Source organism: Mycobacterium sp. NBC_00419 (genome assembly GCF_036023875.1).
Lineage (GTDB): Bacteria > Actinomycetota > Actinomycetes > Mycobacteriales > Mycobacteriaceae > Mycobacterium.
Genome location: NZ_CP107931.1, coordinates 2,459,576 through 2,479,169 on the forward strand (window position 1 = coordinate 2,459,576; position 19,594 = coordinate 2,479,169).

A 19,594-nucleotide genomic window follows, 5' to 3' on the forward strand; every position below is an offset into this window, starting at 1 on the left:
GCGGGGTCACACAGCGACGTCGAGGCGGGTCACTCCTCGCAGCGTGACGTTCGGCTTGTACTCGGGTTCGCCGGCCAGTCGCGCGTTCGGGAAGCGTTTGGTCACCGCCGTCAACGCCGCGGTGGCCTCGAGCCGCGCCAGTGGCGCACCGAGGCAGAAGTGCGGCCCCTTGGCGAATGCCAGGTGGCGCAAGGGTTCCCGGGTGGGGTCGAACTCGTCGGGCCGTTCGTTGGCCGACGGGTCGCGGTGGGCCGCGGCCAGCAGCAGCATCATGTTGTCGCCCTTGGGAATATCGACGCCGCCGATCGTCATGTCCTCCCCGGCGACCCGGCCGACAAGCTGGACCGGCGGGTCGTGGCGCAGCGTCTCCTCGATGATGCCCGCGGCCAGCTCGGCGTCGGCGCTCAGCGCCCGCCAGTGTTGCGGGTGGCGCAGCATGGCCAGGATCGCGTTGGCGATCAGGTTGACCGTGGTCTCGTGCCCGGCGATCAGCAGCAGGTTGCAGGTGGCGACGATCTCGTCCTCGGTGAGCTGGTCGCCGGATTCCTCGACGGCGATCAGTCCGGAGATCAGGTCGTCGGCGGGCTCAGCGCGCCGCTTCTCCATCAGCTCGCGCAGATAGCCGCGCAGCCACAGCCCGGCCTCCAGACGCTCTTCGAAGCCCTGGGCCTGACCGGTGAAGGCGATGAACGGATCCAGCCCCTGGGCCAGCAGTGCCGAGGCCCAGCTGAACTTGGGCTCGTCCTCGATCGGCACGCCGAGGAGCCGGCAGATCACCGCGACGGGAAGGGGGTAGGCCAGGTCTTCGATCGCCTCGAATTCGCCTTTGGCGGCCACCTTGTCGAGCAGGTCGTCGACCATGACCGCGATATCGGGTTCCAGCGACTTCACGACCTTGGGCGAGAACGCCTTGCTGACCAGCCGGCGCAGCCGGGTGTGATCGGGGGGATCGAGGAACAGGAAACCCGGGGTTCCGAAGGGCCGAAGCTGCTGGCCGGCTGCCATGGCGCGCTGGGCGACGGTCGACTTCGTGCGGTCGCTGCACGAGGCCGGATGGCGCAGTATCTCGTCGCAGTCGGCGAAGCCGGAGAAGACGTGCAGATCGTTGTCGGGCACCGCCAGGACGCCGCTCTCACGGATCCGGCGGTACACCGGGTAGGGATTGGCCCGGTGTGCCGGATCGAGGAGTTCGACGAGCAGCGCCTGCGAGGGTGCCGGAGCGGTCATCCCCCTATTGTCCACACGTTCAGTAGTAGCGGCCCAGGACGTCCGCACGCAGGTCGTCGAACTCACCGGCGGCGATGGAGTCGCGGATCCGGTCGACGAGCCGGACGATGAAGCGCTCGTTGTGGATCGTGCACAGCGTCGCCGACAGCATCTCCTTGGCCTTGAACAGGTGATGCAGGTACGCCCGGGTGTAGTGAGCGCAGGTGTAGCAGTCGCACTCGTCGTCGATCGGGGTGAAGTCACGCCGGAACCGGGCAGTGTTGATGTTGAACCGGCCCGCCGGCGAGTACACCGCGGCGTTGCGCGCGACCCGTGAAGGTGACACACAGTCGAAGGTGTCCGCGCCCGCCTCGATCGCCGCGAACAGGTCGTCGGGCTCACTGATCCCGAGCAGGTGGCGCGGCTTGTCGTCGGGCAGCTCATCGGTGCACCAGCCGACGATGGTGGCCAGGTTCTGTTTCTCCAGCGCGCCGCCGATGCCGTACCCGTCGAACCCGCGCCCGTCGGTGTCGACGATCGCGGCCAGGTCCCGCGAGGCCTGCCGGCGCAGATCCTCGTACTGCGCCCCCTGCACCACGCCGAACAGCGCCTGGCTGGGGCGTTCCGGACGCTCGGCGGTCAGCCGCCGATGTTCGGTCAGGCAGCGCACCGCCCACGCCTGCGTGCGAGCCACCGAATCCTCTTGGTAGCCGCGGGTATTCACCAGGGTCGTCAGCTCGTCGAACGCGAAGATGATGTCCGCGCCGAGCTGGTGCTGAATCTGCATCGACACCTCCGGGGTGAACCGGTGCGTCGAACCGTCCAGATGCGAGATGAACGTCACGCCGTCGTCGTCGACATGAGCCAACCGCTGCTTGCCCTCGGCGATGACGTCGTCGGCCTGGACCCGGTCGGCGTCCATCGACAGGACCTTGCGGAAACCGGCGCCCAGCGAAAGCACCTGGAACCCGCCGCTGTCGGTGAACGTCGGCCCCGGCCAGTTCATGAACGCGCCGAGGCCACCGGCGGCGTCGACGATGTCGGGGCCGGGCTGCAGGTACAGGTGGTAGGCGTTGGCCAACACCGCCTGCGCACCGAGTTCGCGCATCGTCTCCGGCAGCACAGCCTTGACGGTGGCCTTGGTGCCGACCGCGACGAAGGCCGGGGTGTGGATGTCGCCATGCGGGGTGTGGATGACCCCGCTGCGTCCCCGCCGGCCGGCTAGCTCCGCGTCGACGGTGAAGAAAGGCACGTCGACATCTAACCAGCGTGAAACTAGCCCAAGAAATTCACGATGTGCTCGGCAAGCTCTTCGCCGGCATCCTCCTGCAGGAAGTGACCGGCGTCGTGGACCGTCGGGTGCTCGATGCCCTGGGCGCCGCGCATCTGTGAAGTGAAGATCGGGCCCATCGCGCCGGTGATCGGATCGCCGTCGCTGAACGCGACCAGCATCGGCGTCGGGCTCTGCGAGAGCACGGCCCAGGCCCGGCGGTTGGCGTCTGACGCCGGGTCGTCCGGGCGCGTCGGCACCAGGGTGGGCATCGCCCGCGGGCCCGCACAGTAGGCGTCGTCGGGGAACGGTGCGTCGTAGCCGGCTCGCACCTCGGGGCTGACCGGGCGCCGGCAGCCGCTGATGACGAACAGGCCGACGTCCACGCTCGGGGCCGCCTCGATGGCCTTGCGGAACTGCCACCAGATCTCGGGCATGTCGAAGTCCCCGGTCGGCAGGCCGGTGTTGGCGACCACGATGCGGCTGAACCGGTCGGGGTTCTCGGCAGCCAACCGCAGACCGATCAACCCACCCCAGTCCTGGCCGACCAGCGTCACCCGCTGCAGGTCGAGAACGTCGAACGCCAGCGCCCGCATCCACTCGACGTGGCGGGCGTAGGTGTGGTCCTCCCGCTCGATCGGCTTGTCGGAGCGGCCGAATCCGACCAGATCGGGACAGATCACCCGGTGTCCGGCGGCGGCAAGGATCGGGATCATCTTGCGGTAGAGGAACGACCAGGTCGGTTCCCCGTGCAGCATGAGGATCGGGTCAGCGTCGGCGGGGCCGTGTTCGACCCAGGCGACCCGCAGTGTCCCGCCTTCGTCGTCATCGAGTTCGGCATAGTGCGGCCGATAGGCAAAATCGGGAAGCTCAGCGAATCTTTCGTCGGGAGTACGCAGTGTCTGCACGGTGCCTGACGATACCGATGTTGAAGTGGGAAGAAGTTCGTTACTGCCGGGAATGCCGGTCGAATGCCCGCCGACGACTTCGTTCATTCAGGACATCGCTGGCAAAGCGCGGACCATAATCTTCCCCGATGGTCCGTCACTGTCGACGGCTCACGTCAACAAAGGAGAAATCGGTGAATCGTGGCTTTGTGGTAGCCGTAGCCGGCGCCGCAGTTCTGGTCGCCGGCCTGTCCGGCTGTTCCAAGGATGACAAGAAGGCAGAGTCGACGTCGAGTGCGTCTTCGTCTGCGGCGGCGAGTGCATCGTCGGGTGCCGAAACCCCGAGCGCCAGTGCCGGTGCCAGCACTGCCAAGGTGACCATCGACGGTCAGCCCCAGACCATCAACGGGCAGGTCGTCTGCGCGACCGCCGGCGGGAACTACAACATCGCCATCGGTGAGGCCACGACCGGCATCGCGGTTGTGATGAGTGAGGATGCGTCGTCGGTCAAGTCGGTCGGCCTGGGCAACGTCAACGGCGTGACCCTGGGCTACACCGAGGGTGTGCCCGGTGGCGCAGCCGCCACGGCGACCAAGGACGGCAAAAACATCAAGATCAGCGGTACTGCTACGGGTGTCGACATGGCCAACCCGATGCAGCCGGTGAACAAGCCCTTCGAGATCGAGGTCACCTGCCCCTAGCGGCAGGCGTGGACTGGGCGGCGGCGACCCGAGGGGTCGTCGCCGCCTTTCGTTGGCTAGACCCGTCGACTCGACTAGACCCCGTGCGCCTCTTCGAGTCCGGTCAGCGAATCCTCGAGGTGGCCGAGCAACCGCTGAAGATGCGGGACGCTGCGCCGGCAGCCGACGAGTCCGAAATCGAGGTTGTCGGCGTTGTTGGACAGGGTGATGTTGAGCGCCTGGCCGTCGAGCGCGATCGACATCGGGTAGTTGCCGTCGAGTTTGGCGCCGTGCCAGTACAACGGCTCGCGCGACCCGGGCACGTTGGAGATGACGATGTTGAACGGCGGCTGCGCGGCCGCGGCCAGCGCCGGCAGCAGGGACAGCGCCAGCGGTGCGATGTTGAACGCCGACAGGGCCAGCTGCTGCATCCTGGGCAGCTGGGTGAACACCTCTTTGTTGCCGCGTATCGAGGCGTGGATGGTGTCGAGACGGTGTGCCGGATCCTCGACGTCGGTGGCCAGGCTGCACAGCACGGCCCCCACCTGATTGCCGCCGCTGGACGTGTCGTCCTCGGAGCGCAGGTTCACCGGCACCATGGCAATCAGCGGCCGGTCCGGCAGGGCGTTCTGCTCGATGAGGTAGGCCCGCAGCGCCCCCGCGCACATCGCCAGGATGACATCGTTGACGGTGACCCCGGCAGCGTCTTTGACCGCGATGACACGTTTGAGTGGCCACGACTGCGCTGCGCACCGCCGCGCACCGCCGATCGCAACGTTGAACATCGTCTTCGGCGCGCCGAACGGCAGGGTGAGTTGCTGCTCGAGCAACGCCGACCGGGCCAGCGTGAACGCTGAAGGGCCAAGGCCCGCAACCGATCCCGCAGCTCTGGCCAGCCCGGCCAACCGCGAGGACCGCGGCCGGTCCCTGCCGCGCTCACGCGGCCCGATAGTCCACGGGGCCCGCAACTCGGAGTCCAGCGGATCCTCCGACAGCGACCGGCGCATCAGCTTCATCGCCGAAACACCGTCAAGGAGCGCATGGTGCACCTTGGTGTAGACGGCGAAGCGGCCGTCGTCGAGCCCCTCGACGAGGTGCGTCTCCCACAGCGGACGGTGCCGGTCGAGCAGTGTGCCGTGCAGTCGGGAGGTCAGCGCGAGTAGCTCGCGGACACGCCCGGGTGACGGGAGCGCCGAGCGCCGCAGGTGGTATTCGAGGTCGATGTCCCGGTCGAACGACCACGCCAGGTTGGCGATCCCGCCGAACAACTCGCCGGGATGTTTACGGAAGGTCGGCTGGACGTCCTCGTGGGTCAGCAGCGTCGAGAAGATGTCCTGGATGAATTCCAGGCCCGCACCCTCGGGCGGCTCGAACAGCTGCAGCCCGCCGACATGCATCGGATGCTCGCGGGACTCGGCCAGCAGGAACATCGAATCGGTCGGTGAAATCAGTTCCATTACTTGCCTCCGCGTCCGAAGCTACTAGTGCTCAATAGCATTCCGGTCATACCCCTTTTCGGGTCGAAAGACCCTGTCTGTCCGGGCCCGCAACGGCGCACCGTGAGAGCCATGGTGGCCAATCGCCGCATGCGGGCAGCGGTGACCGTGCTCGTCGGGGCCACGCTGGTCGGGGCGGGGCTGCTGGTGATCGCGCTCATCGGCATGACCCGCCACCCCGTGGACAGGGCCGAGTCGCGGTCGACGACGGGTGCGACAACGTCGAGTGCGCCGTCGGACCTGGCGGTGGCGGTGCGCGCGTGGGAAGTCCGCGCCGGTGACCACTTCAAAGAATCCGCCCGAGCCCTCGAGCAGGTGTCCGAAGCCACCGCAGGCGACGACGAAGCGGGCGTCCGCTCGGGTTGCCAGCGCCTGCACGACACCAACGCCGTCGGGTTGCAGGCCGATCTGCCCACACCGGATCCCGCGCTGACGGCCGAATTGCAGAGCATGATCGATGACGTCAACACCGCCGCGCACGGGTGCTTGCGGTTCACCGCCTCGCGGCATCCCGAGGACGCAACGACGTATCAGACCTACCTCGCCAGAGCGATCGATCACCTGACGACGGCCAAGGGCATCCTCGACGATGACCTCGGTCAGCGATGACCGCCGCCACCGCCACCGCCGCCACCGCCACCGTTGAAGCCGGGCTCGGCAACCTCGGCTTCGGTGAGCTGGTCGCTGGTGTCGGGGATGACCGTCGGGGCGCAGTTCATCGAGAAACTGTCCTCGGTGTCGGTGTCCTGGCATTGCGCCAGGACGTGTGGCGCTTGCGCGCCTGATGCGGCGAACGCCGCCGGGGTCAGCGCGATCGCGATGCCCACGGCACCGTAGATCAGCCGTCGGCCCCCGAGTGAATTGGTCGCCATGCTCACAACCCCCTTGTCGATGAAGCCAGGGTAGGTCAGCTTCCTGGGAACGAATTCAACACGAGCGTCAATTGCGTGGGAAATACCGCAGGTTTTGCTGCGTGCGGCGTTAGATGTCGCGAAGACGCAGCCAACGGTGGCCGCCGAGCAAAGGGGGGTCACATGTCCTCACACACAGCAACCCACAACCGCGTCCGCCAGGGCGGCGCGCTCGTCTTGGGGGCGGCGGCGGCGCTGACACTGGCGGTGAGCACACCGGCACCGGCGAAGGCAGTCGACGCGTGCTTCTCCGCCGGCTCGCTCAATCTGCACACCGGCTCGGCGAGCTGCTCGTCCACGGGTCTGCTGGGGCTCGCGGTGGCCTTCGGACCGGGATCCACGGCCACTGCAGCGGGCCTGTTCGGAATGGCTTTCGCGGTCGGAACGGGCGCCAACGCCATTGCCGGCAGCGGTGCAAACGACGTCTTCAACACCGCATTCGCCGTCGGTGACAGTTCCTCGGCCGGGGCCTTCACCGGCGTCGGCAACCTCGCGATCGCTCAGAACGGCGGCGAGGCGCTCGCGTCGTTCGGCAATTTCAACATTGCCAGCGCGCGCGACACCAACGCCACGGCAAACGCCCGAAACGGCAACTTCAACGTCGCCACCGCGATGGGCGACAACAACCAGGCCTGGGCCGGTGGACAGGTGGGCACCGGCAACTTCAATGTGGCCAGTGCGATCGGCGAGGACAACACCGCCTCGGCCGCCGACGGTGACTTCAACCGTGCCACCGCGACCGGCCGGAGCAACTCCGCCTACGCAGGCACCGGCAACCGCGGCCGCGTCACCGTGTTCGGCAAAGGCAACACCGTGAAGGTGACCTTCGGCGACGGCAACGACGCCACCGTCATCGGCGCATCCAACGTCGTCAACGCCGGCGGCGGAAACCGCAACGGCGCGTTCGTGCTCGGCGAGAACAACACCGTCAACGTGGGTGATCCGACGAACCCCGCGGGCACGTCGAACCACAACTCGGCGGCGGTGGTCGGCGGGGACAACACGGTGACCGCCGGTCCGGGGAGCCGCAACCGCGTCCGGATCTCCGGCGACGGGATCACCGCGCACAAGCCCTGAGCCCGCCGGTGGACCGCAGACACAGAAACCGGCTCTCCCGCGAAGGGAGAGCCGGTTTCGTATGGCGGTGGCGGAGGGATTTGAACCCTCGGACGGGGGTTACCCGTCACACGCTTTCGAGGCGTGCTCCTTAGGCCGCTCGGACACGCCACCGTCGGCAAGCTTACGGTCCCTGCCCGGGCTAACCCAAATCGCGTTGACGGGCGAAAAAGCCCTCCAGCAGCGCGGCGCACTCGTCGGCCAGCACTCCCCCGCGCACCTGCGGGCGGTGCGTCAGCCGCCGATCGCGCACCACATCCCACAGCGAACCCACCGCGCCGGTCTTCGGCTCCCACGCCCCGAACACCACGGCGGCCACCCGCGCCATCACCAGCGCGCCCGCGCACATCGTGCAGGGTTCGACGGTCACCGCGATCGTGGCGCCCTCCAGCCGCCACCCGTCGCCATACACCCGGGCAGCCGCGCGCAGCGCCAGGATCTCGGCGTGCGCGGTCGGATCGCCGAGTTCTTCACGGGCATTGGCGGCTCGGGCCAGCTCACGACCGTCGGGGCCGAACACCACCGCACCGATCGGCACGTCATCGGGGCCGGCCGCACCGGCGGCCGCAATCGCTGCGCGAATCAGCGACGCATCAGAGCTCACCGCTCGAGGCGGTCCAGAACTGCCGCCAACTCGTCGGCGAAACCCATTTCCCTGGCGATCCGGCCGAGTTGTTCGTCGGCGTAGAGGTCCGTCTCGGCCAGGATCACGCCCAGCACCGCCTCGGGCAGACCGATGTCGGCGAGCACCCCGAGGTCGCCCTCCTCGAACGGGTCAGAATCCTCGAGGTCTTCGGCGGAAATGTCGGCGTCGAGGGTCTCCAGCGCCTCCGCGGCGATGTCGTAGTCCAGCGCGGCGGTGGCGTCCGAGAGCAGCAGCCGGGTGCCCGACGGCGCCGGACGCACGATCAGGAAGAACTCGTCGTCGATGTCGAGCAGCCCGAACACCGCTCCGGCACTGCGCAATTCACGCAACTCGGTCTCGGCCGCGTTCAAGCTCGTCAGCACCTTCGCGCTCAACGGCGAACACCGCCACTTGCCTTCTTCGCGAACCACAGCCACGCCGAAGCCGTCCGGGGTGTCCGCCGACCCCGGTGCTGACGCTCGCTGTGCTTCCATGGCCGCATACGCTAGTCGCTGAGCAGGCCTTTTGACCAGGCAATCGGTGGCGCCCCCGGCCGATGTGCCAACCTGGAAGATGTGACGAAGACTCCCGTATGCGTGCTCGGGCTGGGCCTGATCGGCGGATCGGTGATGCGCGCGGCGGTGACGGCCGGGCGCGCGGCCTTCGGATACAACCGGTCGGTCGAGGGCGCCGACGCGGCCAAGGTGGACGGCTTCGACGCCACCACCGACCTCACCGAGGCATTGTCCTGGGCAGTTGAACGCGAGGCCCTGATCGTCCTTGCCGTGCCGATGCCCGCGGTGTCACTGATGCTCAGCCACATCAAGGATGTCGCCGCCGAATGCCCGCTGACCGACGTCATCAGCGTCAAAGGCGCGGTCCTCGACGAGGTGCGCTCGGCCGGTCTGGTGGACCGCTACGTCGGCGGGCATCCGATGGCAGGCACCGCGCACTCCGGCTGGGCCGCCGGGGATGCCCGGTTGTTCACGGGGGCGCCGTGGGTGCTGTCGGTCGACGAGCACGTCGATGCCCGGGTGTGGGCGCAGGTGATGTACCTGGCCCTGGACTGCGGTGCCGTCGTGGTTCCCGCGAAGTCCGACGAGCACGACGCCGCGGCGGCCAGCATCTCGCACCTGCCGCACCTGCTGGCCGAGGCGCTGGCGATCACCGCAGGCGAAGTGCCGCTGGCCTTCTCGCTGGCGGCCGGCTCCTTCCGGGACGGCACCCGGGTGGCGGCCACCTCGCCGGATCTGGTGCGGGCGATGTGCGAGGCCAACGCCGAGCAGCTTCTGCCCCTGCTCGACCGCGCCCTGGAGCTGCTGACCCACACCCGGGCGTCACTGGCCGACAAGGGCTCGGTGGCCGAACTGGTCGAGGCCGGGCACGCCGCGCGCGCCCGCTATGACAGTTTCTCGCGCCCGCAGATCATCACGACCGCCCTCGGCGGGGAGAACTGGCGTGAGGAACTCGCCGCGGCCGGCCGGGCCGGCGCGGTGATCAGATCCGCTCTGCCAGGCCCGGGTAGTCGAGGATGAACCCGTCGGAGTCGACGGTGATGGTGGTTTCGGCCACCGGCGAATGCAGTTTGATGCCCTCACCGCTGTCCGCCCCGGAACTGCTGTAGCTGATCGACGCCTGGCTGACGGTGAGGTCGGGCAGGTTGACGTAGACCACCGGCAGGTTCACCGCATCCACCCGGCGGTAGAGCCCGGTGCGCCGGATCGGCAGCGCGTTGAAGAACGGACTGAAGACGACGTCGACGTCGAGGGCACCCTCGTAAGAGCCCCGCGACTGGCCCTGGTGGTCGGTGATCAGCCACATGTTCTCGTCGTCGCGGGCGATCGACAGCTGGCGGTCCCGTTCGGCCAGGGTGATGCTGAGCGACAACCGTTTGGTTGCCCCGCTCTCGTCGGTGACCAGGTCATATGAGGCGCTGAAGGCGGGGTGCGTACCAGCGGCCGCGGCCACGATGCGGCCGTAGGCTTTGATCCGATTACCGGAGAGCTGGACGCGGGTCGATTCCATCCGCGAAGCGTCGTACGCGCGCCAGGTCAGGGTCGCCGGCCAAGCGCTTTCAGTCGCATCTTTGGCTGCACTCACCCGTCTACCGTAAGCGACGGGTCGCCACGTTCGTAGCCAGGTCGCCAAGTGCGGCCCTTCTGTGACGTGGGTGCTTTCGCGTCGACGCTGACCTCGTCGTCGAGCAGGGGTTGCGGCATCCGCCGGAACCGGCCGGCGCCGGGCACCGAGGACCACACCGCCAGGGCCAGCAACGCATCAAGCGCCAGCGCCAGCACCGTGACGAGCAGCGCACCGACCAACGCAATGTGGAACTGGCGGATCTTGATGCCGTCGATCAGGTAGCGGCCCAGCCCACCCAGGCTGGCGTAGGCGGCCACCGTGGCCGTGGCCACCACCTGCAACGTCGCGGTGCGTAGCCCGCCGAGGATGAGCGGCAGCGCGTTGGGCACCTCGACGCGGGTGAGCACCTGCGTCTCGGTCATCCCCATCGACCGGGCCGCGTCGACGATTTTCGGATCGACGTTGGCCACCCCGGCGTAGGTACCTGCCAGCAGGGGCGGGATGCCCAGCAACATCAGCGCGATGGTCGGCGGCAGTAGACCGAGGCCCCACAGCAGTACGCCGAGCAGCAGCACGCCCAGGGTCGGCAGAGCCCGCAGCGCGTTGACCCCGGTGACCACCAGGAAGGTGCCGCGCCCGGTGTGCCCGATCAGCAGGCCGACCGGGATGGCGATCAGCGCGGAGACGACGACGGCGATCGCGGTGTACTGCAGGTGCTCGAGGATGCGCGCGCCGATGCCGGACTTACCTTCCCAGTTGGCCGCGGTGAAGATGAAGCTCAGCGCCTGGTTCAGGAAGTTCATGCCGCCGCCTTCGCCCGCGCCCACGGCGTGATGGCCCGCCCGGCCAGCAGGATGAGGACGTCGATGACGATCGCCAGTACGAAGATCGCGATGATCCCGGCGACGATCTGATCGCTCTTGTCGGCCTGATAGCCCTCGGTGAACCAGGTGCCCAGCCCACCGATGCCGATCACCGAGCCGACCGAGACCATCGAGATATTGGTCACCGCAACCACTCTCAAGCCCGCGATGAGAACCGGAATCGACAGCGGCAGTTCAACTTTGAGCATCCGGGCAAGTCCGGTGTAGCCGACTGCGGTGGCGGCGTCACGCACCTGGCCCGGGACGGCGTCGAGCGCTTCGGGCACCGCCCGAACCAGCAGCGCGGTGGTGTAGAGGGTGAGCGCGATGATGACGTTGGCCTCGTCGAGGATTCGGGTGGGGATGATCAGCGGCAGCACCACGAACAACGCGAGCGACGGGATGGTGAAGATGATGCTGGCCGTCACAGTGGTGAGCCGTCGCAACGCCGTGGTCCGCCACACGTAAGCACCCAGCGGCACCGCGATCAGCAGGCCGAGCACCACCGGGATCAGCGACAGCCGCAGATGGATGACCGTCAGCGCCCAGGCTTTGTCGAGGTGGGTGAGCAGGTAATTCATCGGCTCACCCGCCGCTGTCCAGGGCGGCCAGCACGTCGGCGGCCTTCACTCCGCCGATCACCTGCCCGTCGCCGTCGACGGCCACCCCGAGGCCGGACGGTGAGGACAGTGCCGCGTCCAACGCCAGCCGCAGGGTGCCGTCCGGGCCGAACAGCGATCCGCCGGCGATCGTGCTGTCGTACAACGCACTGCCGCCGCGGTGCAGCGCCACCCCGTCGGCGTTGATCCACGCGTACGGCCGGCCGTCATCCCTGGTGACCAGGCGCCAGTCACCGGGCGCCAGCGACAACGCGTCGATGTCGGCTTCGGTCACCGTCGCGACGTCGTGCAACGGCAGCCCGGTGGCGGCCCGGAACTGCAGCCCGCGGTAGCCGCGGTCCGCTCCGATGAAACCCGCCACGAAGTCGTTGGCCGGATTGGACAGCAGCCGCGACGGCTCATCGTACTGCTGCAGTGTGCCCCCGGGCCCGAAGACCGCGACCCGGTCGCCGAGGGTGATCGCCTCGTCGATGTCGTGGGTGACGAAGACGATGGTCTTACGCAATTCGCTTTGCAGACGCAGGATTTCGACCTGCAACTCGTCGCGGACCACCGGGTCGACCGCCGAGAAGGGTTCGTCCATCAGCAGGATCGGCGGGTCGGCGGCCAAAGCCCTCGCCACGCCGACACGCTGTTGCTGGCCACCGGAGAGCTGAGCCGGGTAGCGGTCGCCCAGTTTCGGGTCCAGCCCCACCCGCTCCAGCACCGCGTAGGCGGCCTTGCGGGCTTCCCTGCGGGACTGGCCCTTGAGCACCGGAACGGTCGCAACGTTGTCGACCACCCGTTGGTGCGGCATCAACCCGCCGCTCTGGATGACGTAGCCGATGCCCAGCCGGAGCTTGACGGGGTTGACGTCGGCGATGTCACGGCCGTCGACGGTGACGGTGCCCGACGTGGGCTCGATCATCCGGTTGATCATCCGCATCGAGGTGGTCTTGCCACACCCCGAGGGGCCGACGAACACCGCCAGCGTTCCCGTCGGCACTTCGATGGTGAGGTCGTCGACGGCGACAGTTCCGTCGGGGTACGTCTTGGTGACGTTGGCGAAGGTGATCATCTATTTCCCGATCGGCTTGTCGAACCCGTTGTCGCTGATCCACTTTCGGGCGGCTTCGTCGGGGTCGACGCCGGAGTTGCCCGACACCGCGGTGTTCAGTTCGATCAGCCCCTGCGTGGTGAGCTTGGCTGAGACCGCGTCGAGCACCCGCTTGAGTTCCTCGGACTTCTTCTGTGAGCTCACCAGGGGAACGACGTTGGCCGCCAGAAAGTTGTTCTTCGGATCCTCGAGCACGACCAGATTGTTCTGCGGTATCGCCGGGGAGGTGCTGAAGATGTCGGCCGCCGTGACGGTGCCGTCCATCAATGCGCGCACCGTGGCCGGGCCACCGCCGTCGCTGATCGACACGAAGTTGTCCGGCTTGATGTCCAGCCCGTACTTGGCCTTCAGACCGGGCAGTCCCTCAGTGCGGCTCTGGAACTCCGAAGGAGCACCGAACTTCACCTCGGGGGAATGCGCGGCGAGATCGCCGATTGTCTTGAGGTTCCACTTCTGCGCGGTCTCCTGCGTGACCGCCACGGTGTCGGTGTCGTTCGCCGGCGACGGCGTCAGAATCGACAAGTCCCCCGGCAGGGCCCGAATCAACGCCAGCTCGACCTGATCAGGGGTGGTCACGTTGGCTTTGGGATTGAAGTACTGCAGCAGGTTTCCGGTGTACTCGGGCACCAGGTCGATCGAGTGGTCGCGCACCGCCGGGACATAGGTCTCCCGGCTGCCGATGCCGAACTGCCTGCCCGCGGTGAAACCGTTGGCCTCCAGGGCTTGTGCGTAGATCTCGGCGACGATCTTCGACTCGGGAAAGTCCGCGGAGCCGACGACCAGCGTCTTGAGATCGCCCGACGCCGATCCACCGCCGAGCGGGTTCGAACTGCCGCAGCCTGCGGCCATCGGCGCGACGAGCGCAACCAACAGCGCCACCAACCACATTCGCTTCGGTCGACACGACGCGATCATTGAGCGTCCTTTCCACCCCGGGCCCTCAACCGACCCTAGCCACCCCGAGCCGCCGACGCCCCGATTTGGATCACTGTGGATGTCAGCGTCTCGTTGCCTCGCCGGTGGTTTCTTTCTGGCCCCGAACGGGCAATGATGACCTCATGAGCAGCGAACCGCAGGTATCGCCCGCCGATCCGACGCCGCCGGGCCCACCGGTGCCTTCGCCACCGCCCGCACCGCCGAAGACGCAGGTCGGACCGGTCGACGAGGTCAAGCTGACCAAGGCGGCGGCCCTGTGGATGTCGTTGATCGCCGGCTTCCTGATCCTGATCGTGCTGCTGGTGTTCATCGCACAGAACACCGAATCCGCGTCGTTCGCCTTCTTCGGCTGGCACTGGACGCTGCCCCTGGGGGTGGCGATCCTGCTCGCCGCTGTGTGCGGCGGATTGCTGACGGTGTTTGTCGGCGCCGCGCGAATCTTCCAGCTGCGCAGAGCCGCGAAGAAGAACCTCAAGGCCGCGCGAAAGGTCTAGCCACGGGCTAGCCCAAAGCGCTCAGCCCGCCGCTGACGAGGACGGCTACGGCCTCACCCAGCATCGCGCCGGCCTTCGGGTCGTCCTCACCGCCGGCCGCCATCCGCCGCCGGTAGTCGATGCCGGCAACAATGATGCCCAGTTTGAAGTAGCCCAGGGCCATCTGGAAGTTCCAGTGCGCCAGAGGATTACCCGAGACCACCGAGTACCGGTGGGCAAGTTCGTCCGGTGACGGCATGGTCGGGGCCGACCATGCCATCTCCTCGCCGAAGATCAGGTTCAGTGCGGGGTCGCGATGCACGCACATCAGCGCCGCATCCGACAGTGGGTCGCCGAGCGTCGAGAGCTCCCAATCCAGCACGGCCCGAACAACTGTCGAATCCTGGTTGTCGAGCATGGTGTTGTCGATCCGGTAGTCACCATGGACGATCGACGTACGACTCTGTGCCGGAACAGATTCGGCGAGTTTGGTGTGCAGCCGCCGCACGTCGGCATCACGCGGGTCGTCGGGCAGTCGCACCAGATCCCACTGCGAACCCCACCGCCGCACCTGGCGCTCGAGGTAGCCGGTGGGTTTACCGAAGTCGGACAGGCCCACCGCGTCGGGGTCCACCTCATGCAGGTCGACGAGGACCTTGATCAGGCTGTCCACCGACGCACTCACCACATCCGGGCCGCCGAGCGCCTCGAGTTCCGCGCGGGTGCGCACCACCCGGCCGTCCACGTACTCCACCATCTGGAACGGCGCACCCAGCACCGAGTCGTCGTCGCGCATCGTCACCGCGGGGGCGACCGGGACGGCACTTCCGGCCAGTGCCGCCACCACCCGGTACTCCCGTGCCATGTCATGGGCCGACGGCGTCAGGCCGTGCAGCGGCGGCCGGCGCAGCACCCACTTGGTGGCGTCGTCGTAGACCAGGAACGTCAGATTCGACCGGCCACCGGAGAGCAGTTCCCCCCGCAGTTCCCCGCTGCGCGGAATGCCCACCGCGCGCAAATGGGCGTCCAGCGCCGTCAGATCGAGGCCGTCGAGTCCAGTCACCCGCTATGTATAACCGATGTGCCTCAGCGCCTGTTGCGGGGCAGAAGATCCCAGACGTGTTCGGTGCCGTTGACCGACGCCACGGTGGCCTGACCGGTGCGCGCGAACAACACCCTGGTCACCGACACGTAGTCGATCGGGAACGACAGCAGCCGAGCCGTGCCGAGCAGTTCGTGCAGCACCACGTTGATCACCCCGCCGTGGCTGAACACCGCCACCGTGTCGTCGTGGTCGCAGCCGGCGACCAGATCGGACACCGCAGCCATCACCCGTCCGATGAACTCGTCCTCGTCGACGCTGCTCGGCAGATGACCCGCGGCCATCCGGGCCCACTCCTCGGGACGTTCGGCACGCACCTGCTCGATGGGCACGTAGTGCGACAGGCCGCGGTCGTACTCGGCAAGCCGATCGTCGATATCGACGCTCAGACCCCGGCTCTGCGCCACCGGCTCGGCGGTCTGCATCGCGCGACGCTGCGGACTGCTGACCAGCCGGGTCAGCGGGAAACGGGCCAGCGCGTCAGGCAGTCGATCGGCTTGCTGCCAGCCCTCCTGCGACAGTTCGGGATCAGAACCCTCACCGGCCTCGGTCCGAAACGGCAAAGCGTGCCTGACGAACAGCAGCTGCATGGGTGAGGTGGTCCTTAAGTGTCTGTGGCGGAGAGCAATTCAGCATACGATGCCTCGATCGCATCGGCGAGACGGGTGATGTCGGGCAGCGCGTTGGGATCGGTGCACAAGCCGATACCCATCTCACCGGCACAGGAGATCGCCGTGATGCGCAGCGCGTGGTGGGCGGCCGGCTCGGACGAGGAAAACAGATTCTGCACCCGCCGTCCGGACACACTCACCGGCTCGCGTGGTCCGGGAACGTTCGATATCGACAGGCTGAATTCGCGCGCGCTGCCGGCCAGACGTTGCGCGGCCGAGCCGAGGTGGCCGACCCGCCCCAGCGCGTGGAACAGGTCGTACATCTCGTCGGCGTCGTCGAGGCGCTTGCGGCGGCGGGTCTCGGCGCTGATGCGGTCCAGGCGGATCAGCGGATCGGGTTCGTGGATCGGTAGATCGATGTTGAGAAACGAATCCTGGTTGCCCGCGACGGCTGCCGACTCGTCGCGATGGTGCAGGCTCACCGGCACCTGTGCGCGAAGCTGGTGCGCCGCGGACGTGCCGACCCACCTGCGCAGCCCACCGGCGATGGTGGCGAGCAGGACGTCGTTGACCGTCGCGGGGTCGGGCCGTGCGGCGCCGATGGCCTTGAACTGCGCCAGCGGGGCGACGACGAAGGCTAGTTCGCGGGCGACGGTGATCGGCCGGTCGAACGGCGAATGCCCGCCGGGATGACCCAGCTCGCGGAGCACCGCGCCGGGAAGTCGACGCGCTTCGGCCAGCCGGGAGGGCTTGGGCGCCTCGCGCAGACCGGGCTGACTCGCCGCGGCGCCGGCTTCGGCGCGGGGGTCGAAGAGCAGGGAATCGAGGAAGTGGACCCCGGCGATCCCGTCGGCCATCGCGTGATGGATGCGCGCGGCGATCGCCTCCCGGCCGTCGGACAGCGGGCCGATCACGTCGAACGTCCACAGCGGCTTGGTGCGGTCGAGATGCTCGGACATCAGCCCGCCGACGATCCGCCACAGGTCGGCCCTGGAGACACACTGCGGGTCGGTCCGGCGCCGGATGTGCGCACCGATGTCGAAATCCTCCGCCGGTACCCAGCGCGGGTCCGCACCTGAGGTGTCCACCCGGTGGGTCGCGCGCGGCTGGGAGTCGAGTCGCTCGGCCACGGCGGCCTGCAATGTCTCGAGATCGAGTGGCCCGGCGCCGGGTTCGAGGATCATCAGTTTGAGGGTGTGCCCGGTGATCGACGTCGACTCCAGATTGAGGATGCGGCCGTCATCCTCGGAGAGACGGTCGGGATCGTCGGGCGGCATGTGGCACACAGTACGGCTGACTGGTCGTCTGCACTGCGGTCTTGCAGCCCGGCGGACGTGCAACGATGAGGTCTATGCGCGCCTTCGCCTGCCCGGTGTGCCACAACTTTGTTCTGTTCGAGCGTGATCGCTGCCCGTCGTGCGGCACCGCCGTGGGTCTGCATCTGCCGAGCCGGACGATGGTCGCCCTGTCCGACGGCGCCGCGCTCATCGAGGGGGCCGCATGGGTGCGCTGCACGCAGGCCGAGCCGCTCGGGTGCAACTGGCTGGTGCCCGACAGCGTGCCCGCCGGGCAACGGGGCCGCTGCCTCGCCGATTCGTTGATCCGCCGCGAACCCGAATCCGACGACACGATCGCCCTGGAGAAGCTGGTGCCCACCACGGTGGCGCTGCGCAGGCTGGTCTACCAACTCGACGATCTGCGCCTGCCGATCGAGCCGTGGTGGAGCCGAGATGGCGGCCTGGCGTTCGATCTGCTGTCCAGCTACAGCACCGGTGAGCGCATCATGATCGGGCATGCCGACGGTGTGATCACCATCGACCTGGTGGAATCCCTTGACGCATACCGGGAGTCGCTGCGGGTGCGGCTCGGCGAACCGTATCGCACCATGCTCGGCCACTTCCGCCACGAGGTCGGGCACTACTACCAGAACATTCTCGTCGAGACCGGGCCCGGCGCAGCGCACCATCTGGCCCGCTGCCGCGAACTGTTCGGCGACGAGCGCGCCAGCTACTCCGAGGCCATCGCACGGCACTACGAGTTCGGGGCGCCGGCGGACTGGACCGACTCGTTCATCTCCGAATACGCGACCATGCACCCGTGGGAGGACTTCGCCGAGTGCTTCGCCCACTATCTGCACATCACCGACACCATCGACACCGCCCGCGAGGGGGGCCTGGTGCTGCACAAGGACCGGGTCCGCTTCGCCTGGCCGCGTGACATCGTCCCGCTGGAGTCCTACGCCGACGCGTCGATCGACCAGCTGCTGTTCGACTGGAAGTGGATCTCACTGTTCTTCAACCGGGTGAACACCGCGATGGGCAAGAACCCCTTGTACCCGTTCGAAATCAGCGCGCCGGTGGCCACCAAGCTGGGCTTCGTGCACGCCGTCGTACAGCAGTCAGCTACTGCGTAGTTCGGCCAGGATCTCCTCGGTGTGCTCACCAAGGAGCGGTGCCACCGACCGCGGCGCCCAGGGGGTGCCGTGGAAGTCGACCGGGGTGGCGATCATCGGGACCGACGAGTCGCCGTCAGGCACGTCGACGAGTCCGCCGCCGGCATAGAACTGTTCGTCGCCGAGGATGTCCTCCATCGAGTTCACCGGCGACCAGAACAGCTCCGGTTCGGCCTCGAAGATCTCCGCCCACTCGTCGAGGGTCTTGGTGGCGAAAATGTCGTCGAGAGCGACGATGAGGTCGCGTGCGTTCTTCGCACGGCCACGCGCGGTGCCGAATCTGCTGTCTTCCAACCATTGCGGCCGGTTCACCGCGCGGCACAGCGGCGGCCAGTGCCGGTCGGCCTCCAAACCGACGAGCCAGAACCGCCGCCCATCGGCGGCCACGTAGTTGTTCATGCAGGGGTTGCCCATCGACTCACGCTGGCCGATCGAGATCGGCGACCCGCTCAACAGGAACGTGTTGAGGTCGAAGCTGACGGTGTAGGTGCCCTGGCGGTAGAGCGAGGTCGTGACCAGTTGGCCCGATCCCGATCGCGAGCGGGCCACCAGCGCGGCATTGACCGCGGCGGCCAGCGTCATGCCGGTCAGGTGATCGCCCATGCCGCCGCGCTGGAAGGGCGGGGTGTCGCCGGGTCTGGTCAGCAATCCGGCCACCCCGCCGCGGGCCCAGAACGCGGCGATGTCGTAGGCGGGCCGGTTGGCGTCGGGACCGGTCTCTCCGTAGCCGGTGATCAACCCGTAGACCAGTTCCGGGTTGCGCTGCGCAAGCGCCGGATAGTCCAGACCGAGGCGAAGCAGCGCGTCCGGTCGGACATTGGTGATGAAAACGTCTGCGCGGGAGATCAACTCGTGGGCGACGGCCCGGTGCTCCTCGGTGGTCAGGTCCAGCACGATGCTGCGCTTGGAGCGGTTGTCCATCTCGAACGGCGGGCTGCTGCCGTCCTCGATGCCGAGCATCCGTCCGAACATCCGGGCGGGGTCGCCTGCGGGCGGTTCGATCTTGACGACGTCGGCGCCCCAATCCGCGAGGATGCCCCCGGCGGCCGGGCCGGCCACCCACACTCCGAGCTCGACGACTGTGATCCCGTCCAACGGTCCTGGCATTCCCGGAACACTACTGGCGCAGCGACCAGAGAATGCTATTCTCCAAATGGAGATCAAGGAG

General features: G+C 67.8%; 22 protein-coding genes and 1 tRNA gene. 6 read left to right on the plus strand and 17 right to left on the minus strand.

What is annotated here, in order from left to right:
* Positions 1–6 precede the first annotated feature (6 nt).
* From OG976_RS11740 to OG976_RS11750, 3 genes are read right to left on the minus strand one after another with little or no spacing between them, the layout of a single operon-like run.
* Positions 7–1,227, minus strand: a complete 1,221-nt coding sequence (locus OG976_RS11740; RefSeq protein ID WP_328362176.1) for a cytochrome P450 — start codon at positions 1,225–1,227, stop codon at positions 7–9.
* Positions 1,228–1,246: 19 nt separating this feature from the next.
* The gene (tgt, locus tag OG976_RS11745; RefSeq protein WP_328362179.1) at positions 1,247–2,458 is read right to left on the minus strand and encodes a tRNA guanosine(34) transglycosylase Tgt; all 1,212 of its coding nucleotides are present in this window, start codon (positions 2,456–2,458) and stop codon (positions 1,247–1,249) included.
* Positions 2,459–2,481: 23 nt separating this feature from the next.
* Positions 2,482–3,384: a haloalkane dehalogenase gene (locus OG976_RS11750; protein ID WP_328362182.1), complete on the minus strand. Its 903-nt coding sequence runs from the start codon at positions 3,382–3,384 to the stop codon at positions 2,482–2,484.
* Positions 3,385–3,557: 173 nt separating this feature from the next.
* Between OG976_RS11750 and OG976_RS11755 the strand changes: the two genes are divergently transcribed.
* Positions 3,558–4,064 (plus strand): lipoprotein LpqH, encoded by a 507-nt coding sequence (locus OG976_RS11755; RefSeq protein ID WP_328362185.1) that lies wholly within the window; start codon positions 3,558–3,560, stop codon positions 4,062–4,064.
* A 74-nt stretch (positions 4,065–4,138) separates the two neighbouring features.
* Here the strand turns inward: OG976_RS11755 and OG976_RS11760 are convergent, their stop codons facing one another.
* The gene (locus tag OG976_RS11760; RefSeq protein ID WP_328362188.1) at positions 4,139–5,500 is read right to left on the minus strand and encodes a WS/DGAT/MGAT family O-acyltransferase; all 1,362 of its coding nucleotides are present in this window, start codon (positions 5,498–5,500) and stop codon (positions 4,139–4,141) included.
* A 111-nt stretch (positions 5,501–5,611) separates the two neighbouring features.
* On the opposite strand from OG976_RS11760, the gene OG976_RS11765 reads away from it, so the two are divergent.
* On the plus strand, positions 5,612–6,148 hold the full coding sequence (locus OG976_RS11765) for a hypothetical protein (RefSeq protein ID WP_328362191.1): 537 nt from the start codon (positions 5,612–5,614) through the stop codon (positions 6,146–6,148).
* Here the strand turns inward: OG976_RS11765 and OG976_RS11770 are convergent.
* Complete coding sequence (locus OG976_RS11770) at positions 6,139–6,411, minus strand: hypothetical protein (RefSeq protein ID WP_328362194.1); 273 nt, start codon at positions 6,409–6,411, stop codon at positions 6,139–6,141. The two genes, OG976_RS11765 and OG976_RS11770, sit on opposite strands and share 10 nt — an antisense overlap.
* 162 nt (positions 6,412–6,573) lie before the next feature.
* Here OG976_RS11770 and OG976_RS11775 point away from each other — a divergent pair, with 162 nt between their 5' ends.
* Positions 6,574–7,527, plus strand: coding sequence for a hypothetical protein (locus OG976_RS11775; protein WP_328362197.1), 954 nt, complete (start codon positions 6,574–6,576; stop codon positions 7,525–7,527).
* Between the two features lie 62 nt (positions 7,528–7,589).
* Here OG976_RS11775 and OG976_RS11780 read toward each other — a convergent pair.
* The 3 genes from OG976_RS11780 to OG976_RS11790 all read right to left on the minus strand — a co-directional run bounded on the left by OG976_RS11780 (position 7,590) and on the right by OG976_RS11790 (position 8,685).
* A tRNA-Ser gene (locus OG976_RS11780) sits at positions 7,590–7,680 on the minus strand.
* 28 nt (positions 7,681–7,708) lie between these two features.
* Positions 7,709–8,170, minus strand: coding sequence for a nucleoside deaminase (locus OG976_RS11785; RefSeq protein WP_328362200.1), 462 nt, complete (start codon positions 8,168–8,170; stop codon positions 7,709–7,711).
* A complete protein-coding gene (locus tag OG976_RS11790) occupies positions 8,167–8,685 on the minus strand; it encodes a tRNA adenosine deaminase-associated protein (RefSeq protein WP_328362203.1) in 519 nt (172 codons plus the stop codon). Before OG976_RS11790 ends, OG976_RS11785 begins: the two co-directional genes overlap by 4 nt.
* Positions 8,686–8,820: 135 nt before the next feature.
* On the opposite strand from OG976_RS11790, the gene OG976_RS11795 reads away from it, so the two are divergent.
* Entirely contained in the window at positions 8,821–9,726 is a 906-nt protein-coding gene (locus tag OG976_RS11795) for a prephenate dehydrogenase (protein ID WP_328363464.1), read from the plus strand.
* Here OG976_RS11795 and OG976_RS11800 read toward each other — a convergent pair.
* From OG976_RS11800 to OG976_RS11820, 5 genes are all read right to left on the minus strand, one after another.
* Entirely contained in the window at positions 9,689–10,216 is a 528-nt protein-coding gene (locus OG976_RS11800) for a putative glycolipid-binding domain-containing protein (protein WP_328362206.1), read from the minus strand. The genes OG976_RS11795 and OG976_RS11800 overlap by 38 nt on opposite strands.
* A gap of 71 nt (positions 10,217–10,287) precedes the next feature.
* The gene (locus OG976_RS11805; protein WP_328362208.1) at positions 10,288–11,076 is read right to left on the minus strand and encodes an ABC transporter permease; all 789 of its coding nucleotides are present in this window, start codon (positions 11,074–11,076) and stop codon (positions 10,288–10,290) included.
* Complete coding sequence (locus tag OG976_RS11810) at positions 11,073–11,717, minus strand: ABC transporter permease (protein WP_328362210.1); 645 nt, start codon at positions 11,715–11,717, stop codon at positions 11,073–11,075. Before OG976_RS11810 ends, OG976_RS11805 begins: the two co-directional genes overlap by 4 nt.
* A 4-nt stretch (positions 11,718–11,721) precedes the next feature.
* Positions 11,722–12,813 (minus strand): ABC transporter ATP-binding protein, encoded by a 1,092-nt coding sequence (locus tag OG976_RS11815; RefSeq protein WP_328362212.1) that lies wholly within the window; start codon positions 12,811–12,813, stop codon positions 11,722–11,724.
* A complete protein-coding gene (locus OG976_RS11820) occupies positions 12,814–13,740 on the minus strand; it encodes an ABC transporter substrate-binding protein (RefSeq protein WP_442930530.1) in 927 nt (308 codons plus the stop codon).
* A 170-nt stretch (positions 13,741–13,910) separates the two neighbouring features.
* On the opposite strand from OG976_RS11820, the gene OG976_RS11825 reads away from it, so the two are divergent.
* The gene (locus OG976_RS11825) at positions 13,911–14,282 is read left to right on the plus strand and encodes a LapA family protein (RefSeq protein ID WP_328362218.1); all 372 of its coding nucleotides are present in this window, start codon (positions 13,911–13,913) and stop codon (positions 14,280–14,282) included.
* A gap of 7 nt (positions 14,283–14,289) precedes the next feature.
* On the opposite strand, the gene OG976_RS11830 is transcribed toward OG976_RS11825, so the two are convergent.
* The 3 genes from OG976_RS11830 to OG976_RS11840 are packed head-to-tail and all read right to left on the minus strand — an operon-like array spanning position 14,290 to position 17,251.
* On the minus strand, positions 14,290–15,324 hold the full coding sequence (locus OG976_RS11830) for a phosphotransferase family protein (RefSeq protein ID WP_328362220.1): 1,035 nt from the start codon (positions 15,322–15,324) through the stop codon (positions 14,290–14,292).
* 23 nt (positions 15,325–15,347) lie between these two features.
* A complete protein-coding gene (locus OG976_RS11835) occupies positions 15,348–15,953 on the minus strand; it encodes a histidine phosphatase family protein (RefSeq protein WP_328362223.1) in 606 nt (201 codons plus the stop codon).
* A 14-nt stretch (positions 15,954–15,967) separates the two neighbouring features.
* Entirely contained in the window at positions 15,968–17,251 is a 1,284-nt protein-coding gene (locus OG976_RS11840) for a wax ester/triacylglycerol synthase domain-containing protein (protein WP_328362225.1), read from the minus strand.
* A gap of 74 nt (positions 17,252–17,325) precedes the next feature.
* Between OG976_RS11840 and OG976_RS11845 the strand changes: the two genes are divergently transcribed.
* On the plus strand, positions 17,326–18,387 hold the full coding sequence (locus OG976_RS11845) for a zinc-binding metallopeptidase family protein (protein ID WP_328363467.1): 1,062 nt from the start codon (positions 17,326–17,328) through the stop codon (positions 18,385–18,387).
* Here OG976_RS11845 and OG976_RS11850 read toward each other — a convergent pair.
* On the minus strand, positions 18,373–19,533 hold the full coding sequence (locus tag OG976_RS11850; protein WP_328362227.1) for a CaiB/BaiF CoA transferase family protein: 1,161 nt from the start codon (positions 19,531–19,533) through the stop codon (positions 18,373–18,375). The two genes, OG976_RS11845 and OG976_RS11850, sit on opposite strands and share 15 nt — an antisense overlap.
* Positions 19,534–19,594: the final 61 nt, after the last annotated feature.

Bases quoted from the DNA above. Each gene is read 5' to 3' on its own strand.
- OG976_RS11740 (WP_328362176.1), bottom strand. From the start codon at position 1,227: ATGACCGCTCCGGCACCCTCGCAGGCGCTGCTCGTCGAACTCCTCGAT.
- OG976_RS11760 (WP_328362188.1), bottom strand. From the start codon at position 5,500: ATGGAACTGATTTCACCGACCGATTCGATGTTCCTGCTGGCCGAGTCC.
- OG976_RS11765 (WP_328362191.1), top strand. From the start codon at position 5,612: ATGGTGGCCAATCGCCGCATGCGGGCAGCGGTGACCGTGCTCGTCGGG.
- OG976_RS11770 (WP_328362194.1), bottom strand. From the start codon at position 6,411: ATGGCGACCAATTCACTCGGGGGCCGACGGCTGATCTACGGTGCCGTG.
- OG976_RS11775 (WP_328362197.1), top strand. From the start codon at position 6,574: ATGTCCTCACACACAGCAACCCACAACCGCGTCCGCCAGGGCGGCGCG.
- OG976_RS11790 (WP_328362203.1), bottom strand. From the start codon at position 8,685: ATGGAAGCACAGCGAGCGTCAGCACCGGGGTCGGCGGACACCCCGGAC.
- OG976_RS11795 (WP_328363464.1), top strand. From the start codon at position 8,821: ATGCGCGCGGCGGTGACGGCCGGGCGCGCGGCCTTCGGATACAACCGG.
- OG976_RS11800 (WP_328362206.1), bottom strand. From the start codon at position 10,216: ATGGAATCGACCCGCGTCCAGCTCTCCGGTAATCGGATCAAAGCCTAC.
- OG976_RS11805 (WP_328362208.1), bottom strand. From the start codon at position 11,076: ATGAACTTCCTGAACCAGGCGCTGAGCTTCATCTTCACCGCGGCCAAC.
- OG976_RS11810 (WP_328362210.1), bottom strand. From the start codon at position 11,717: ATGAATTACCTGCTCACCCACCTCGACAAAGCCTGGGCGCTGACGGTC.
- OG976_RS11815 (WP_328362212.1), bottom strand. From the start codon at position 12,813: ATGATCACCTTCGCCAACGTCACCAAGACGTACCCCGACGGAACTGTC.
- OG976_RS11820 (WP_442930530.1), bottom strand. From the start codon at position 13,740: ATGTGGTTGGTGGCGCTGTTGGTTGCGCTCGTCGCGCCGATGGCCGCA.
- OG976_RS11825 (WP_328362218.1), top strand. From the start codon at position 13,911: ATGAGCAGCGAACCGCAGGTATCGCCCGCCGATCCGACGCCGCCGGGC.
- OG976_RS11835 (WP_328362223.1), bottom strand. From the start codon at position 15,953: ATGCAGCTGCTGTTCGTCAGGCACGCTTTGCCGTTTCGGACCGAGGCC.
- OG976_RS11840 (WP_328362225.1), bottom strand. From the start codon at position 17,251: ATGCCGCCCGACGATCCCGACCGTCTCTCCGAGGATGACGGCCGCATC.
- OG976_RS11845 (WP_328363467.1), top strand. From the start codon at position 17,326: ATGCGCGCCTTCGCCTGCCCGGTGTGCCACAACTTTGTTCTGTTCGAG.
- OG976_RS11850 (WP_328362227.1), bottom strand. From the start codon at position 19,533: ATGCCAGGACCGTTGGACGGGATCACAGTCGTCGAGCTCGGAGTGTGG.